Origin of the sequence: Ulvibacter antarcticus, from assembly GCF_003688405.1 — a bacterium.
Classification (GTDB): Bacteria; Bacteroidota; Bacteroidia; order Flavobacteriales; family Flavobacteriaceae; genus Ulvibacter; species Ulvibacter antarcticus.
The window spans coordinates 265273-279597 of sequence record NZ_REFC01000014.1 but is presented as its reverse complement, the minus strand read 5'-3'; the positions used below and the strand labels follow the sequence as shown (position 1 = coordinate 279597).

General features: G+C 37.5%; 16 protein-coding genes and 1 tRNA gene. 12 read left to right on the top strand and 5 right to left on the bottom strand.

Going from position 1 to position 14325, the window contains the following annotated elements:
* The first annotated feature begins 5 nt into the window (after positions 1-5).
* Entirely contained in the window at positions 6-839 is an 834-nt protein-coding gene (gene prmA / locus BXY75_RS12925) for a 50S ribosomal protein L11 methyltransferase (protein WP_121908180.1), read from the top strand.
* Positions 840-929: 90 nt separating this feature from the next.
* Positions 930-1205, top strand: a complete 276-nt coding sequence (locus tag BXY75_RS12920; protein WP_121908179.1) for an ATP-dependent Clp protease adaptor ClpS — start codon at positions 930-932, stop codon at positions 1203-1205.
* Between the two features lie 138 nt (positions 1206-1343).
* Here BXY75_RS12920 and BXY75_RS12915 read toward each other — a convergent pair.
* A tRNA-Arg gene (locus tag BXY75_RS12915) sits at positions 1344-1417 on the bottom strand.
* 224 nt (positions 1418-1641) lie between these two features.
* On the opposite strand from BXY75_RS12915, the gene BXY75_RS12910 reads away from it, so the two are divergent.
* Both BXY75_RS12910 and BXY75_RS12905 read left to right on the top strand, forming a co-directional pair.
* Complete coding sequence (locus BXY75_RS12910) at positions 1642-2133, top strand: Na(+)-translocating NADH-quinone reductase subunit F (protein ID WP_121908178.1); 492 nt, start codon at positions 1642-1644, stop codon at positions 2131-2133.
* 38 nt (positions 2134-2171) lie between these two features.
* Positions 2172-2687, top strand: a complete 516-nt coding sequence (locus BXY75_RS12905) for an adenine phosphoribosyltransferase (protein WP_121908177.1) — start codon at positions 2172-2174, stop codon at positions 2685-2687.
* Here BXY75_RS12905 and BXY75_RS12900 read toward each other — a convergent pair.
* Both BXY75_RS12900 and BXY75_RS12895 read right to left on the bottom strand, forming a co-directional pair.
* Positions 2684-2836 carry an SsrA-binding protein gene (locus BXY75_RS12900; RefSeq protein ID WP_121908176.1) on the bottom strand — a complete coding sequence of 51 codons (153 nt, stop codon included), beginning with the start codon at positions 2834-2836 and terminating at the stop codon, positions 2684-2686. The two genes, BXY75_RS12905 and BXY75_RS12900, sit on opposite strands and share 4 nt — an antisense overlap.
* A 64-nt stretch (positions 2837-2900) precedes the next feature.
* Positions 2901-5531, bottom strand: a complete 2631-nt coding sequence (locus tag BXY75_RS12895; protein ID WP_121908175.1) for a valine--tRNA ligase — start codon at positions 5529-5531, stop codon at positions 2901-2903.
* 127 nt (positions 5532-5658) lie between these two features.
* Between BXY75_RS12895 and BXY75_RS12890 the strand changes: the two genes are divergently transcribed.
* The gene (locus BXY75_RS12890; protein ID WP_121908174.1) at positions 5659-6054 is read left to right on the top strand and encodes a DUF1573 domain-containing protein; all 396 of its coding nucleotides are present in this window, start codon (positions 5659-5661) and stop codon (positions 6052-6054) included.
* Positions 6055-6112: 58 nt separating this feature from the next.
* On the opposite strand, the gene BXY75_RS12885 is transcribed toward BXY75_RS12890, so the two are convergent.
* A complete protein-coding gene (locus BXY75_RS12885; RefSeq protein WP_170152893.1) occupies positions 6113-7465 on the bottom strand; it encodes an aspartyl protease family protein in 1353 nt (450 codons plus the stop codon).
* Positions 7466-7558: 93 nt separating this feature from the next.
* Here BXY75_RS12885 and BXY75_RS12880 point away from each other — a divergent pair, with 93 nt between their 5' ends.
* Together BXY75_RS12880 and murB are read left to right on the top strand one after the other, a co-directional pair.
* On the top strand, positions 7559-8749 hold the full coding sequence (locus BXY75_RS12880; protein ID WP_121908172.1) for a pyridoxal phosphate-dependent aminotransferase: 1191 nt from the start codon (positions 7559-7561) through the stop codon (positions 8747-8749).
* On the top strand, positions 8749-9762 hold the full coding sequence (murB, locus tag BXY75_RS12875) for a UDP-N-acetylmuramate dehydrogenase (RefSeq protein ID WP_121908171.1): 1014 nt from the start codon (positions 8749-8751) through the stop codon (positions 9760-9762). The genes BXY75_RS12880 and murB overlap by 1 nt, the downstream gene beginning before the upstream one ends.
* Here murB and BXY75_RS12870 read toward each other — a convergent pair.
* Complete coding sequence (locus BXY75_RS12870) at positions 9759-10352, bottom strand: fasciclin domain-containing protein (protein WP_121908170.1); 594 nt, start codon at positions 10350-10352, stop codon at positions 9759-9761. The two genes, murB and BXY75_RS12870, sit on opposite strands and share 4 nt — an antisense overlap.
* 91 nt (positions 10353-10443) lie before the next feature.
* Here BXY75_RS12870 and BXY75_RS12865 point away from each other — a divergent pair, with 91 nt between their 5' ends.
* From BXY75_RS12865 to gap, 5 genes are all read left to right on the top strand, one after another.
* Complete coding sequence (locus tag BXY75_RS12865; protein ID WP_121908169.1) at positions 10444-10647, top strand: membrane or secreted protein; 204 nt, start codon at positions 10444-10446, stop codon at positions 10645-10647.
* Positions 10648-10674: 27 nt separating this feature from the next.
* Positions 10675-11769, top strand: coding sequence for a glycosyltransferase (locus BXY75_RS12860; RefSeq protein ID WP_121908168.1), 1095 nt, complete (start codon positions 10675-10677; stop codon positions 11767-11769).
* On the top strand, positions 11760-12332 hold the full coding sequence (locus tag BXY75_RS12855; protein ID WP_121908167.1) for an RNA polymerase sigma factor: 573 nt from the start codon (positions 11760-11762) through the stop codon (positions 12330-12332). The genes BXY75_RS12860 and BXY75_RS12855 overlap by 10 nt, the downstream gene beginning before the upstream one ends.
* A 99-nt stretch (positions 12333-12431) precedes the next feature.
* Positions 12432-13304: a lipoyl synthase gene (gene lipA / locus BXY75_RS12850; protein ID WP_121908166.1), complete on the top strand. Its 873-nt coding sequence runs from the start codon at positions 12432-12434 to the stop codon at positions 13302-13304.
* A gap of 15 nt (positions 13305-13319) precedes the next feature.
* Positions 13320-14318 carry a type I glyceraldehyde-3-phosphate dehydrogenase gene (gap, locus tag BXY75_RS12845; protein WP_121908165.1) on the top strand — a complete coding sequence of 333 codons (999 nt, stop codon included), beginning with the start codon at positions 13320-13322 and terminating at the stop codon, positions 14316-14318.
* The last annotated feature ends 7 nt before the right edge of the window (positions 14319-14325 follow it).

Below are 14325 nucleotides of genomic sequence, written 5' to 3'. Positions count from 1 at the left end.
TAACTATGTCACAAATCTATATTGAATATCAATTTACGGTAAACCCCTTGCAACCGGGAACAGAGATTCTTATCGCTGAGCTGGGATATGCAGGTTTCGAGAGTTTCGTAGAAAATGAAGAAGGTGTTAAGGCCTATATTCAGAAAGACGAATGGAAGAAAGAAATGTTGAATGATATACAAATCTTAGCTTCGGAAGAGTTTACAATTGATTTCACTTTTTCTGAAATTGAACAAGTAAATTGGAATGCCGAATGGGAAAAAAACTTCGAAGCCATTGAGGTCGATGGAAAATGTATTGTTCGCGCTCCTTTTCATGAAAAGGCCAATCTGCCTTACGAAATAGTGATCGAACCAAAAATGTCTTTTGGAACCGGACATCATGAAACTACCTTTATGATGCTTCAGCATATACTTGAAAACGATTTTAAAGACAAGCATGTTTTGGATATGGGCTGCGGAACTGCCGTTTTAGCGATACTTGCTGAAATGAGAGGTGCCAACAAACTAGATGCTATCGATATTGATCCCTGGTGTTTCGAAAATTCCGAGGAAAACGTCGAAAGAAATAATTGCAAACATATTACCGTAGGATTGGGTGATGCTTCATTACTTTCAGAAAAAAAATACGATGTAATTATTGCGAACATAAATAGAAACATTCTACTTAACGACATGGCAACTTACAGAGCCTGTTTGGAAAAAGGAGGCGAACTTTACCTCAGCGGATTTTACACCGAGGATCTACCTATTATAACCGAATGTTGCAATAAGTTAGGTTTTACCTACGTTGATAACAAGGAACGCAATAATTGGGTTGCTGCCAAATTTAGAATCTAGACAGGAATTGCGTTTTTATCTACCCGAATTATTAAATTATTAAAGATTTTATTGGGAATTGTTATTTGATTTTCAGAATTTTATATTGTTATGAGTACCAGAGAAAAAATACAGGAAGAAGGATCGGTTGCCGAGTTAGAAAGCAGTCACAATGAGATAGTTTTGTACAATGACGAGGTTAATACTTTTGACCATGTCATTAATGTGTTAATCTACGCCTGTGAACACACTCCCGAACAAGCCGAGCAATGTTCTATCATTGTTCATTATAAAGGAAAATGTACTGTAAAGACTGGCAGTTACGACGAATTGAAGCCTCGATGTTCCATGCTTTTGGATGCCGGTTTAAGTGCAGAGTTGATTTAGTTCTACCTTTTTTACTTTATTCTTGGCCTCGACTGGATTACATAATGTGATCCAGCAAAGCTCCGCTTTGAAAATACAAAATCCGAACTTATAAATTCAAGCGAGCTTGATTTAACGTTCGGATTTTGTATTCATTCGTGACCTCGACTGGATTCAAACCAGTAACCTCTTGAGCCGTAATCAAGTGCGCTATTCAGTTGCGCCACGAGGCCGTTTGTAATTCCGAATAAGAAATAAAACTAATTATTCCTGTTTCGGGCTGCAAATATATTCCTTTTTACCCTTTTAGAGCAATACTTTCTAAAAAAAATAACATTCTTTTCCACTCTAGTGTTAAATCGAAGCAGTTAAACTTTAAAATCAATCGTAATTATTGGTTTCTAAAATCAAATTGTCTAATTTAATAGCTCGTTTAACTCGCGTAAAATTGTATACAATGAAATCTACCAAACGTTTGGATTTAGCCATCACCAAGCTTTATACCGCCTTTCACAACGGTACGTTAAACCCAGAGTGTTGCAAAAGTTGTGCGGTAGGGAATATTTGTGATAACTTGGATTCCTGGAAACACTTGAGCGATTTTCACGGATCGGTTGAACTTAATTATGTGGGTAAAATCAATGAAATGTTTGGCCGAAGAATAAATGGCTACTCCCCTTCCGAACTCCTTCAAATTGAAGCGATCTTTCTCTCGGCTTGCGGCTACCAGATACCATTTGGTCCTCGTTCTAAAAAACCCAATAATCCAACGGATAAAGAATTACAATTCAATGGTTTGTCGGCAGTCGTCGCGTTTTTATGCGAACTAGATTCTGTGGATAACAGCATGGATTATTCCAGATTGTTTCAATATCAAAACAACGAACCACTTTATAAACTCTCTTCTATCGCTGGATTCGACATTATTGAAGCATCAAATGTTTACTAAAGCATTGTGCAGAATTTATTAAATGGTTACATTTAAGAATGGTAAACCTTCAGGATTATATTCGCGATATTAATGATTTCCCCAAGCGTGGTGTTGTATTCAAAGATATCACACCTTTACTGGCTAGTAAGGAAGCTTCCGAAGCTTGTCTGAACGGGCTTGTAGATCTTCTTGAAGGGCAGAAAGTGGATAAAGTTGTCGGAATAGAATCCAGAGGTTTCTTTTTTGGTATGCTGCTCGCACAACGCTTAAATGCTGGGTTTGTTCCAATCCGTAAGTCGGGCAAGTTACCCTTCGATACCATTAAAGAGCCTTATTCTCTCGAATATGGGATGGACGTTCTGGAAATGCATGAAGATGCTATTAAAAAAGGAGAAAAAGTATTGCTACATGACGATGTCCTTGCAACTGGCGGCACTGCAAAAGCAGCCTGTAAGCTTATCGAAAAGTTGGGAGGCGAGGTCGTTCAATGTAATTTTATAATTGAACTCGGTTTTTTAAGAGGAGGAGATAAATTGAACCGCTATGAAATTCGGCCGCTAATTAGTTATTAATCCAGCGCGTTTTTAGTAACCCATAACTTATATCCAAAAATCGCCATCTGAAACTTAGATGCGCTTGCCAAATCCAATCTCTTTTTGGTAAAACTAGGAAGTACTGCCTTATTGATTTTCGCGAGGGTTTTAAAAATGGCCTTTTTCATAACTTAAAAATACTAAATTAAAAGGCTCTCGATAAAGTTCGGAAGCCTTTTGTACTCTAATTTTTTATTTCAAACTCGCAAGACTGGTTTTAATCATCTCAATTTTAGCGATTGCATCTGCCTCTTTCTTCCGCTCAATTGCTACAACCTGGTCCGGTGCATTGTTTACGAAACGTTCGTTTTTCAGTTTGCCTTGCACACTCTTTAAAAAGCCTTCGGTATATTTCAGTTCTTCGGAAAGCTTTGCGATTTCTTCTTCAACATCAATCGCTCCAGCAACCGGGATAAAATACTCGTTCGATTTTACTCTGAAAGTAAGCGCTCCATCAATAGCTTCGGAAATATAATCCAGTTGGGAGATATTACCCAATTTTGAAATAACAACATCAAATCCTTCTGAAGCTTTTTCGTTGTTAATAACAGACATTGAAATAGCATCCTTAAACGAAATATTCTTCTCTTTACGAATGGTCCGTATTCCTGCGACTACTTCAGCCGCGAAATCAAATTCTGCATTTAATTGCTCATCAAATCCTTCCGAAGCAGGCCATTTAGAGACAATCAATGCCTCATTTGCACTTCTTTCAGAAATATGTTGCCAAATCTCTTCAGAAATAAAAGGAACAAAAGGATGTAATACCTTTAAATTGTCTTCCAAAATTGAAATGATCTCTTTATACGTTTTAGCCGAAATAGGCTCCTGATAACCAGGTTTTACCATTTCAAGGAACCAAGAACAGAAATCATCCCAGATAAGTTTATACGTAGACATCAAAGCATCGCTAATTCTATATTTTGAATATTGATCCTCTAATTCGGCCAATGTCTTCTGAAACTTTGAACGATACCATTTTACGGCAATTCCGGCAGTTTCAGTTTCTTCTTTAGTTTCTGAAACTTCCCAACCATCGATAAGTCGATATGCGTTCCATATCTTGTTTACAAAGCCACTACCCTGCTTACAAAGATCTTCATCGAACATCAAATCGTTTCCTGCAGGCGAACTCAACAACATTCCAACTCGAACGCCGTCTGCACCATACTTATCCATTAATTTAATTGGATCTGGAGAATTACCAAGAGATTTACTCATCTTCCGACGTTGCTTATCTCTTACAATACCGGTTAGATATACATTTGTAAATGGTTTTTCACCTCTGTATTCGTATCCCGCAATGATCATACGAGCAACCCAGAAAAATAGTATTTCGGGAGCCGTTACAAGGTCATTGGTTGGGTAATAATAATTTATTTCTTTATTGTCCGGCTCAAGAATCCCATTAAACACACTGATAGGCCATAACCATGACGAAAACCAAGTATCCAGGGCATCCGGATCCTGAGTAAGATCTGAAGTCGTTAAATTAGCATTTCCCGATTTTGTACGGGCTTTCTCAACGGCAGCTTCCAAGTTTTCGGCTACAACAAAATCTTCTTTCCCATCCCCATAGAAATAGGCCGGAATTTGCTGTCCCCATAATAACTGTCGTGAAATGTTCCAATCGCGAACATTTTCCATCCAATGACGATAGGTATTAATAAATTTCTCAGGAACTAACTTTACATCTTTTTCCAAAACTGCATCCAGAGCTGGTTGTGCCAATTCCTTCATCTTCAAAAACCACTGATCGCTCAATTTTGGCTCGATCACGGCACCGGTCCGTTCAGAAGTTCCAACCTTATGCATATGTGTTTCAATTTTCAACACCACACCCATTCCCTCTAACTCCTTAACGATCTCCTTTCGAACTACAAATCGATCTTTGCCTTCGTAATGCATTCCGAAGCTATTCAAAGTACCATCATCATTTAGAATATCGATAACTTCCAAACCGTGCTTGTCGCCAAGCATTTTATCGTTTTCATCATGAGCAGGTGTTACTTTCAAGCATCCTGTCCCAAATTCTACATCCACATATTCGTCTTCAATAATTGGAATCACACGGTTACAAACCGGTACAATGGCCTTCTTACCTTTTAAATGCGTAAATCGCTCATCGTTGGGGTTAATACAAATTGCGGTATCTCCTAAAATTGTTTCCGGCCTTGTGGTTGCAATAGTTAAGGTCTCATCTGAACCTTCAATTTTATAATTAAGATAGTATAAATTTCCTTGTTTTTCTTCGTGTATTACTTCTTCATCAGACAAGGTAGTTTTAGCTTGAGGATCCCAGTTCACCATACGGTAGCCACGATATATATTGCCTTTTTCGTATAAATCGACAAAAACCTTAATCACAGAAGCCGACATATTGTCATCCATGGTAAACTTTGTGCGTTCCCAATCACACGAAGCTCCCAATTTTTTTAGCTGTTCAAGAATAATACCCCCGTGTTTGTGAGTCCATTCCCAGGCATGTTCTAAAAACTCTTCTCTTGAAAGGTTTGCCTTATCAATTCCGTCTGCTTTTAACTTTGCAACCACTTTAGCTTCAGTCGCGATAGAAGCATGGTCGGTTCCCGGCACCCAACAGGCATTGAATCCCTTTAGACGTGCACGACGAATTAACACATCCTGAAGTGTATTATTAAGCATATGCCCCATATGCAGTACTCCGGTTACATTGGGAGGAGGAATAACAATGGTATAAGGCGTTCTTTCGTCAACTTCTGAGTGGAAATAGTTGTTGTCCATCCAGTATTTATACCACTTATCTTCAATACTTTTAGCATTGTATTTTGCCTCTAAAGCCATCTTTGGTCTGATTTTTGAAAAGTAATTGGCAAAAGTAGTTATATCTTAAGTATAATAAAAGTGAATAACTTATTTTGCACTTTGTAAGAAAGATACCTACATTAGCATTTACTAAATTAATGAAATCATGAAAAAATTAGTACTTATCGCTGTTGTTGCACTGGTTAGCTTTGCAGCAAACGCACAAGCAAAAATCGTATTTAAGTCGGATACCATTGATTATGGTGAGATCTCTAAAGGAAGTGATGGAATTCGTGTGTTTGAGTTTACAAATACAGGTGACGCCCCTCTTATAATTTCTGATGTAAAATCAAGTTGTGGTTGTACAGTTCCTAAAAAACCGGATGGACCGGTAGCACCAGGAGCTTCGAGCACTGTTCAAGTAAAATACGACACGAATAGAGTGGGTCCAATTAGAAAAACTGTAACTGTTTATTCTAACGCCGACGAACCTATCAAAGCACTTAAAATAAAAGGCGAAGTTTTAGCCGATGACAAAAGTGTCTTGGAAAAATCAGAATAGAAAGTAGCTTTCTAAAACATCTATTGGCGGTTTCAATGAATAATTGAAACCGCTTTTTTTATATTACTTTCTGAAGTTTAAACTTTACTTTAAACACGTTTCCGGCCCGATCCACCTGAAGCGATATGCGTTTGCCTTCATCTGAAGTGAACAACGAAATAATTTGATAAAGCTCAAATCGAAATGCAGGTTTCCCGTTAATAGATAAGATTTCATCTCCCTCCAGAATGCCCGCGCGACCGGCTGGTGAGTTTTCTCTAACATCTGCAACCACAAATCGAGGGGCCATAAAAAATTTAAATACAGGACTGACTTGAATCGTTACTTTAGAAATGCTTTCATTCATCCTGTCTGAGTTTCTAAAATCTGATGTCGAATTATCAATATCCTTAACGAGTGTCATTCCGCTATGTTCAATTGTAAGGCCACTCATATTATAATTAAACGGCTGATTGAAATTTCCATTTCTTCTCAAGTACATTTTTCTAGAAGGGTAATCGAAAATCACGGTAAAACGTTTCAAAACATCACCTCCCAGGCTACCATCACGGCCTTCTACCAACACTACGTCTTCCAATGCAGCTTTATTAGGAAATGCCACATTCACTTCTGAAAGTTGAAATCTGCCAATGTCCATTTTTTCAATTTTAGATCGTTTCCCATAAATATGACCACTCAGTCCTAAGCCGAGAAAGTCGGAAAAGTAGTTTTTAGGTACTTCAATAATACTATGTTCTTCATCAAAAAGCCATAGTGCATCACTTGAACCAGAATCTACGAGTAAGGTTGCCGTTTTTTGTTTTTGTGCCAGAGAAACATCAAAATCAACATAGGGTTTGTTCTTTCTGAAATTAAGATCAAATGATTGAAATGCACGACCTATTCTTGGCCTGTCGGCAGAAGGATCGTAAAATGTAATTTTCTTACCAATGTAGTCAACTTTTACAATGAATTTTTTAAAAAAGTCATATCCAAGAATTCCATGAATTGGGACACCCATTCTAGGAGAAAAATTCAAAGTTTTATCAAAAATTATATAAATGGAATGACTTCTATCCGTTGCTTGACCAAGAGTAATGATGTTATTTCTGCTTACATATGCTTCAACGCCCTCACCACCTCCAAGTCCTCTTAACTTAACAGGCTTTATATCATTAACTCTAATCGAATCGGCTTGAGTAACACCAAATAGGATGGTGGCATTTACCCCTGTATCCAATAAGAATGATAATTTCTCTCCATTTAATTCGACAGGAACAATCACCAAATTGTTAATCAATTCGAATACTATCTTGTCTTTTTTTACACCTTTTTCAAAGTTAAATCCGCTCTGTGCAAATATCAATGCATTACAACAAAGGCAGAGTCCCACAAAGACAGTAAAAACAATTGTATTTTTTTTTATTTTCAACCTAGTTAAGATATAAAAAAAAACACTAAACTGAAGCAAGGCGTGTGGTAATTATAAAATTAATTTTGCAACTTTGTGATTAAATTATTTATTATGCCAGCAGTCTCCAGAAAAGGTTTACAAATGCCTGAATCACCAATTCGTAAATTGGTTCCCTTTGCCGAAATAGCTTATAAAGCAAATAAAACCGTTTATCATTTAAACATTGGTCAGCCGGACATTAAGTCTCCAACAAAGGCTATGGAAGCCGTTGCGCACCACTCCCTGGAAATTCTCGCCTATACTCGATCGGAAGGCTCTCAGGAATATCGCGAGAAAATAGCAGCATATTACCATAAGAACAATATTCCTGCAACCGCTAACGACATTATTGTTACTACTGGTGGTAGTGAAGCTTTACTTTTCGCCATGGGTACTATTGCAGACACAGGAGACGAGATTATCATTCCGGAGCCATTTTACGCGAATTACAATGGTTTTGCGACCGCTTCAGGTGTAAAGATTGTTCCTGTGATCTCTAAAATCGAGGATAATTTTGCTTTACCTCCTATTTCAGAGTTTGAAAAACTAATTACGCCAAAAACCAAGGCGATACTTATTTGTAATCCAGGGAATCCAACCGGATATCTATATTCCAAAGAAGAAATACAAAAATTAGCAGCTATCGTTAAAAAACACGACCTTTTCCTTGTTTCCGATGAAGTTTACCGTGAATTTACCTACGATGGTTCCAAGCACTACTCTATTCTTGAAGAAGAGGGTATGGAAGAGTATGGAATTATTATAGATTCTGTTTCCAAGCGTTATAGTATGTGTGGCGCTAGAATAGGATGTCTTGTTTCAAAAAATAAAATGGTAATCAAGACCGCCTTAAAGTTTGCGCAGGCGCGTCTAAGTCCGCCTACTTTTGCACAGATCGCCAGTGAAGCAGCTTTGGACACACCTCAAAGTTATTTTGATGAAGTTATCGAAGAGTATGAGGATAGAAGAAATACGCTGGTAAAACATTTACAGAACATTCCCGGTGTGAAGGTAGGAGTTCCTAAAGGGGCCTTCTATTGCATTGTTGAACTTCCTGTAAAAAACAGTGATGCTTTTGCACAATGGTTATTGGAAAAATTTGATGTAGATGGTGAAACTATTATGGTGGCTCCAGCGGCAGGATTCTATTCAAGCCCTGGCGTTGGACTGAACCAAATACGCATTGCTTATGTTTTAAACAAAAAGAGTCTTGTTAGAGCCGTTGAAATCTTAAAAATAGCGTTGAAACAATACAAGGATTAATGCATCTTGAAATAAACAAATCGCTAAAAAACTTCAACACCTTCGGGATTGATTGTCTAGCGAAACAGTATATTTCTGTTACGGATGTTTCAGAATTAAAAACAATACTTGCAGACCCTATTTGCAGCAATCCATTTGTACTTGGAGGTGGTAGTAATATGCTACTCACCAAAGACATTGAAACCCTTGTTATTCATCTTAACCTAAAAGGGATACAAATACTTTCAGAAGACGAGGACTCAGTTGTTGTTGAAGCCATGGCTGGGGAAAACTGGCATGAATTTGTATTGTATTGCATTGAACATGATTACGGCGGACTTGAAAACCTTTCACTAATTCCCGGAAATGTAGGCACTTCTCCCATCCAGAATATTGGAGCGTATGGAGTAGAATTAAAAGACAGCTTTGTAAGTTGTAAGGCAGTGGAAATTAGCAGTCAAAATGAGGTTGAATTCAATAAGGCCGAATGCGATTTTGGTTATAGAAACTCAATCTTTAAACAACAAGCAAAAGGGAAATTCATTGTTACTTCAGTAGTTTTTAGGCTTAGCAAGAAAAACCATATTAAGAGTATTTCGTATGGTGCCATAAAGGATCAGCTTTCAGAAAAAAACATTGAAAATCCTAGTATTAAAGATATTTCGGAGGCCGTTATTGCAATTAGAAAATCTAAATTACCAGATCCAAAAGAACTCGGAAATAGTGGTAGTTTTTTTAAAAACCCGGTCGTTAATACGGAAACTTTTCATGCTTTTAGATCGAAATACCCGGCAGCACCTTTTTACGAACTATCCCCCACTAGCTTCAAAATACCGGCAGGTTGGCTCATTGAGCAAGCTGGTTTTAAGGGAAAAAGATACGGAGACGCCGGTATACATAAAAACCAGGCATTGGTCTTAGTAAATTATGGCAATGCCAGCGGTCAAGAAATCTGGGATCTTGCTATTCACATTCAGGAGAAAGTGAAAGAACTTTTTGGCATTTACATCGAACCTGAAGTAAATGTAATCTAGTTAACTGATAAAACGGAGTTCATTAAGTGAAGAATTCCATTCGAGCCGAGAATATCGGTCTTACCTAAAATGGCTTTTTGTCCACGAACATCCGTGATAACAATATCTATATCGTCTCTTGTCGCTGTATAGGTTGCTCCAGACAATGTTGTAAATTCGTATTTTCCATTGCCCTTTTTTATATTTTGAACTAAAGCAGCTGAGTCTAATTCACCCTTTATTATATGGCTATTCACTAAGTTGAGCAAGTCCGCTTTGTTAGCAGGGTTAAGCAATGACGTCATTATATTTTTATTTACTTTATCAATAGCATCATTGGTTGGTATTAACAAGGTATAAGGGCCTTCATCTTTCGACAGCATATCGGTCACACCTGCAGTAAGCATGAAACTAACGAATTTCTTCGCTTCTTTAGTAGCCATCGCTTTAGCCAGAATACTGGAAACTATCTCGCTTTCCTGAACGCTAAGCTCTTTCTTTTTTACAGGGGTTATTTCTGTTTTAACTGGAGTTTCTTTTACTTCATTCTTACATGAAAACAAGGCGATAGACAAAGTACAAACAAGAAGCGTACGGAAGAGATATTTCATTTTTTTAATCTTTGTTATTTGGGCTAAAATTAACCAAATTTGATGCACATCACCAAGAAAGATTGTATTTTTGTACTATCAAAAAAGTATCATGGGAATTTTTGTTATAACAATTGTATTATTACTGCTTGCATTTGCTGGAATCGCTATAAAAATATGGGGTAAGAAGGATGGTAAATTTGCGGGTACCTGCGCCAGTCAGAGCCCTTTTTTGAATAAAGATGGTGACGCTTGTGGTTTCTGTGGAAAAACTCCGGATCAGTTCGAAAATTGTACTGAAGAAGTACATTCTTAATCTTTTCTGAAACCTGAACTACTTTCAATGTTGCTACTTTACGTTTTTGGAATATTCACTTTTATTAATTGTGTTTACTTACTTATTTTTTCCAAATTTTCTTTTCTGAAGCCTTCCGGAGAAATAACTTCGGAAAAATTTCCAGTTTCAGTCATAGTTTGTGCGAAAAATGAATCCGAAAATCTGAAGCATAACCTTCCCTTTCTTCTTTCACAGAAACACCCGGAATTTGAAATTATTTTAATTAACGATGCTTCTAGTGATGACACACTGGAGGTGATGGAATCCTTTGCCGAAACTGATGAGAGAATACAAATCGTAAATGTTGTTAATAATGAAGCATTTTGGGGCAGTAAAAAATATGCACTCACTCTGGGAATAAAAAAAGCGAAAAACAAAAGACTCTTATTTACAGATGCAGACTGTAAGCCTGCCAGCGATTATTGGTTATCGAGAATGGCGGCAAAATTTACTACAAACAAACAGCTTGTCTTAGGTTACGGCGGCTATGAAAAACATTCGGGTTTGCTTAATTACCTCATTCGTTTTGAAACACTACTTACGGCAGTTCAGTACTTCTCCTATGCTAAAATAGGGATTCCGTATATGGGAGTTGGACGAAATCTAGCTTACAACAGTGATCTGTATTATGCAAATAATGGTTTTATCTCACATATAAAAGTCGCTTCAGGTGATGACGATCTTTTTGTAAACGAGGTTGCCACTGCCAGTAACACTGCCATTTGTTTTAACGAAGAAGCTTTTACCTATTCTATTCCGAAGAAAACATGGAAATCATGGAGACTTCAGAAAAAAAGACATATCAGCACCTCAAAATTATACAAGACAAGTCATAAGGTATTGTTAAGTCTTTTCTATCTCAGCAATTTATTGTTTTGGGGGCTTGGGATAGCCAGTCTATTTATAGTAGATTGGAAGTTGCCACTTATCCTCATTGGAATTCGGTTTTTAGTGTATATGATTGTTATGGGAAAGGCAGCTTCCAAATTGAAAGAATCGAACTTGATTCCGTTTTTACCCGCTTTGGAATTATTTTTAATTTTCGTACAAATGAGTATCTTTATTTCTAATTCCGCTTCAAAACCCACACATTGGAAATAGAAAACGAAGTACTTCTTACTCAAATTCAGAGCGCTAAATCTGGTAAGCAAAGCGCCTTTAAATTCTTACTTGATCGTTTTTGGAATGAAGTATTTGGATTTCAGATGAAGCGAGTAAAAGACGAATGGGATGCCGAAGACATTGCTATTGAAACCTTTTCGAAAGCTTTCGACAAAATAGAGAGTTTCGATGAAAATTACACCTTCGGAACCTGGCTTATTACTATTTCAAAAAACATTCAGATCGATAAAAGTCGCAAAAAAAATGCGGCAGTCTATCTCAACAGTTCCGAAGCTAGTCAGGAACAAGTAGATAGAATTCCGGATGACTCTCCAACCGCCGAAGATCTACTTATTACGGAACAAAACCTCGCCGAACTACTATTGTATATCAAACAACTTAAACCACATTATCAGGAAGTAATCAATCTTCGATATTTCCATGAAATGAGTTATAATGAAATTTCTGAATCACTCGATGAGCCACTAAATAACGTGAAAGTCCGACTTCTTAGAGCCAAAAAACTACTTGCCGAAATTATTACACAAAACAGAAAAAAGTAAAAGATTCTGTTTTGATTTCAGCCTTGTAGATTCAACGCGTTAAGTTCGCCATAAACTTTTGTAAATTGGAATCAGGAATTTGTACCTTTGCACGCAACTATGAGCACAGAAACTGTAGATTTTCAACGACCAAGTCCGAAGCCAAAATGGCTACGAGTAAAACTTCCCACCGGTAAAAAATATACCGAATTACGTGGTTTGGTCGAAAAATACGACTTGCACACCATCTGTACCTCGGGAAGTTGTCCCAATATGGGAGAATGTTGGGGAGAAGGTACTGCAACTTTTATGATCCTTGGAAACACCTGTACTCGTTCCTGCGGTTTTTGTGGTGTTAAAACTGGCCGTCCGGATACTTTGGATTGGGATGAACCTGAAAAAGTAGCACGCTCAATTAAAATCATGAATATTAAGCATGCGGTTATTACATCTGTAGACCGCGATGATCTTAAAGACATGGGCTCTATTATGTGGGCCGAAACGGTGAAAGCAATTCGCCGAATGAATACTGAAACTACCTTAGAAACCCTAATACCCGATTTTCAGGGAGCTACCCGAAACATAGATCGTATAATTGCAGTTAAACCTGAAGTCGTGTCACATAATATGGAGACGGTAAAAAGATTAACACGGGAAGTCCGCATACAGGCAAAATACGAACGCAGTTTGGAAGTATTAAATTATCTAAAACAGCAGGGTATCGAACGAACTAAGAGTGGAATCATGCTTGGATTGGGTGAAAAAGAGGAAGAAGTTCTGAAAACTATGGAGGATTTGCGGAAGGTAGATCTAACGATTTTAACCATCGGACAATATTTGCAACCTTCGAAAAAACATCTGCCGGTAAAGGAATTTATTACACCCGAGCAATTTAAAAAATACGAGACGATTGGCCTTGAAATGGGTTTTCGTCATGTAGAAAGTGGAGCTTTAGTACGATCCTCTTACAAAGCCCAAAAGCACCTCACTTAAGCTTCAAAATACATAATGGCATCTACCATAAAAATAGGCATCAACGGATTTGGACGCATCGGGAGAAATCTTTTTAGATTGCTTATAAATCACCCCGAAATTGAAGTGGTTGCAGTTAATGATTTGGCAGATGCAAAAACACTAAGTCATTTATTGAAATACGACAGTATTCACGGTGTACTGAAGGAGGATATATCGTTTTCAGAAAAGGAAATTATAGTAAGTGGTAAAGTTATACGGTTTTCTTCGGAAGCAAATATCGAAAATCTCACATGGGGAGACGCAGACATTGTGGTAGAGGCTACCGGAAAATTTAAAAGCCGCGAACAACTTCAGAAACATATAAAAGCAGGAGCCAAAAAAGTAATACTGAGTGTACCACCAATCGATGATGATATAAAGACTGTTGTTCTTGGTGTGAATAATGAAATCATCGAAGCTTCAGACACAATTATTTCTAATGCATCTTGTACTACTAACAATGCGGCACCGATGCTAATGATTATTGATCAACTTTGTGGTATTGAGCAAGCTTATATTACAACAATTCATTCGTATACCTCCGACCAGAGTTTACATGATCAACCGCATCGGGATTTAAGAAGAGCCAGGGCTGCCGGACAATCGATAGTGCCCACTACCACCGGAGCTGCCAAAGCATTGACGAAAATTTTCCCGGAACTCGCAGATGTTATTGGCGGATGTGGAATACGAGTACCTGTACCGAATGGTTCATTAACAGATATCACTTTTAACGTAAAAACAGAAGTGAGTATCGAAACAATAAATAAAGCTTTTCAACTTGCTGCAGAAAATGAACTAAAGGGAATTCTGGAATATACCGAAGATCCAATCGTCTCTGTAGACATTATTGGAAACCCACATTCCTGCATTTTTGATGCCTCCATGACCTCTGTTATTGGCAAAATGGTGAAAATTATTGGTTGGTACGATAATGAAATTGGCTACTCATCAAGAATTATTGATTTAATCATTGAAATATCGAGGAAATGACTATATT